Consider the following 2,563-nt stretch of genomic DNA (forward strand, 5'->3'; position numbering starts at 1 on the left):
TGAATATTCCTGTGCGGTAACACCGCAAATCCGGCAGACGGGAAACCGTCTGTCCGGACTTGCGGGAACCGCTTATGCGAGTTTACTCGCGTAATGCTTTATCTAAGCCGTATACCTCTCGCATTGACCGATCATGTTCTGCATCAATGCTTGTGATATTTATTCGATAACTGTCATGGGCAATACGGTCAATGATTGCATCTGCAAGAGGACTGTCATCACCACCAAGCTGATCATACCATTCTTCGAATTCATACTGAGAGCAGAAAATCGTAGATGATTTCTTGCGTCTTCGATGAAGGAGTTCAAAGATATCCTTCTGCTCGGCTTCCGTTGGTTTTAGAAGAAGCCATTCATCAAGAATGAGAACCAGTGGGTTAGCGTATTTAGCCATGACCTTTCGATAGTTACCTTCTGTCCTTGCGATTTCCAGATCAATGAGCAGATCCGGAAGTCGGACATACTTGGTGTTGTAATACCGCTTGCATGCCTCCATGCCAAAGGCACAGGCCATGTAAGTCTTACCACAGCCTGTAGCACCGGTAATAAAAAGGTTCCGGTGTTCAGATATATACTCACAAGTTGCAAGTCGGTTAATAAGAGCCTTGTTAAGTTTGCGACCGGAAGTGTAGTTGATATCCATGATATTTGCTTCCGGCTGGTCAAATCCGGCATTACGGATCAGTCGTTTTTGACGATTATTTTTACGATTGCTGTATTCGATGTCCACCAGCATACCAAAACGGTCCTCAAAGGGTACTTCTTTAAATTTAGGATCATCCAGTTGGTTACGAAATGCATCTGCCATGGTAGTAAGGCGCATTTCAATTAATTTATCTATTGTACTCTGATTTGTCATATGTGTTTACCTCCGATAGTAATCGGCACCTCTTGTGATGCCATGTGCTTTATGTGTGGTCTTGGATTCAGTTGTTTCTGATTCCGGTTTTACAGAACCTGTTACAAGGATGTTTTTAATACTCTTGTAACTGGGCGAGGAGGTATAGGATAAAGCCTTTTTACAGGCTGCTTCAAGCAATGCATCTGAGTATTTCTCAGCAAGCTTTAGAAGTCCCATACAACTTCGGTAGGTCTGTTGTTCCACGCTTTTGGAGGTCAGTATTGCATTGACCACAGTGTACGTATTTATGCCAATCCGCTCAGCCCATTTGCGGAACCGGTCGCCGTTCCATTCCAGATATCTCTGGTGATCTTCCGGCATATGTTCCGTGATAGTGCTGTACTGCCCAGGGCGTCCTTTCAGACGACGATGGGAAGCAATGCGGTTATGGTTGTAGAAAATTTCAATAGTGGTATCTGTTACCTTCACATCAACTTTCTTTTTGATGTATTCATAAGGAACTGAGTATAGCATTCTGTCCACAGATATGTGATAATTGAACTGGACGGTGGCTGTTTTCCAGTCACTCAGTTCAAAACGGGTAGCAGGTAATGGTGCCAGCAATGGTTTTTCTTCCTCAAGAAATAAGATTCGCCGACTACCCTCTTTCTTTTGAAAGAGCCTTTGGTTGAACAGTTCGAGCTTGTCTCTGATTGCACGATTTAATTCGGCAAGGGAGAAGAACTGTTCATCCCGAAGTGCTGCTGTTATCCAGGTAGAGATATTTCCTACTGTTCCTTCAGCATTCGGCTTATCCTTGGGAGCTCTGACACGAGCCGGAATAATAGCTGTACCATAATGTTCAGCCAGTTCCTGATAAGTTTCATTAATCTGCTGGTCTCTCCATCCACCATTGTGAACAACTGCAGTCTTGCAGTTATCCGGTACGAGAATCTTAGCAACACCGCCAAAGTACTCGTACATATGGACATGAGCATTAATCCATGATTTCTGCTTCATATCCAGAAATGCTTCCACATATGCATACTGGCTGTAAGTCATTACGCCAACAAATATGTAGGCTTTGATGATTTCTCCGGTATCAGGATCAATGATTGTTGCAGGATCACCTGCCCAATCAACTTCAACCTGTTCACCAGGTTTCCGGTTGATATGCATGGTAGCACGATGTTTTTGCTCATCCTGTTGGATGTGGTAGCAGAACTGTGAATACATGAGTGGTTCTTCGCCATTGGCACGGCAATCCTCCATGTATTCAGTCCACAGGAGCTTTTTACTTACTCCGTTACGAAGTAGCTCCTTGCGGATGTAGTCGTAGTCAGGCATACGCTTGTGGGATGTGACTTGTTTTGCAGAAGGGAAGAACTTTTCTGCAAGGACAGCATCGGTGTCATTTTCATCGAGCGGCCAGGAAATATCTAATTCCGCGGCACGCTTTAACACACGATTGACTGTCTTTTTTGAAACATTGCAACTGTCGGCAATGTTTTGTTGACTGAGATTCAAGCTTTTGAGCCTGAGAATCTCTCGATATTTGGTCATAGTCATGACCTCCTTAAAATGTATTTACACCACAGGGTGCATAGTTACATTTTAAGAATTTATGATAAAGGTTTCCACCAACGGAATGGTGGTTTCCTTAAAAACGGATTTGCGGTTTCCTAAGTCCGGACAGCAGGGACACGGCCCCCGGATTATTCA

At 43.9% G+C, this 2,563-nt stretch carries 2 protein-coding genes; both read right to left on the bottom strand.

Annotated features, from left to right (window positions below; translation table 11 throughout):
- Positions 1–82: 82 nt before the first annotated feature.
- Positions 83–859 (bottom strand): IS21-like element helper ATPase IstB, encoded by a 777-nt coding sequence (gene istB, locus ACQRD1_RS14475; protein ID WP_154581594.1) that lies wholly within the window; start codon positions 857–859, stop codon positions 83–85.
- A gap of 6 nt (positions 860–865) precedes the next feature.
- On the bottom strand, positions 866–2,404 hold the full coding sequence (gene istA, locus ACQRD1_RS14480) for an IS21 family transposase (RefSeq protein WP_235234286.1): 1,539 nt from the start codon (positions 2,402–2,404) through the stop codon (positions 866–868).
- Positions 2,405–2,563 lie beyond the last annotated feature (159 nt).

The organism is Bariatricus sp. SGI.019 (assembly GCF_050315235.1).
In the GTDB taxonomy this organism is placed as follows: domain Bacteria; phylum Bacillota; class Clostridia; order Lachnospirales; family Lachnospiraceae; genus JAFBIX01.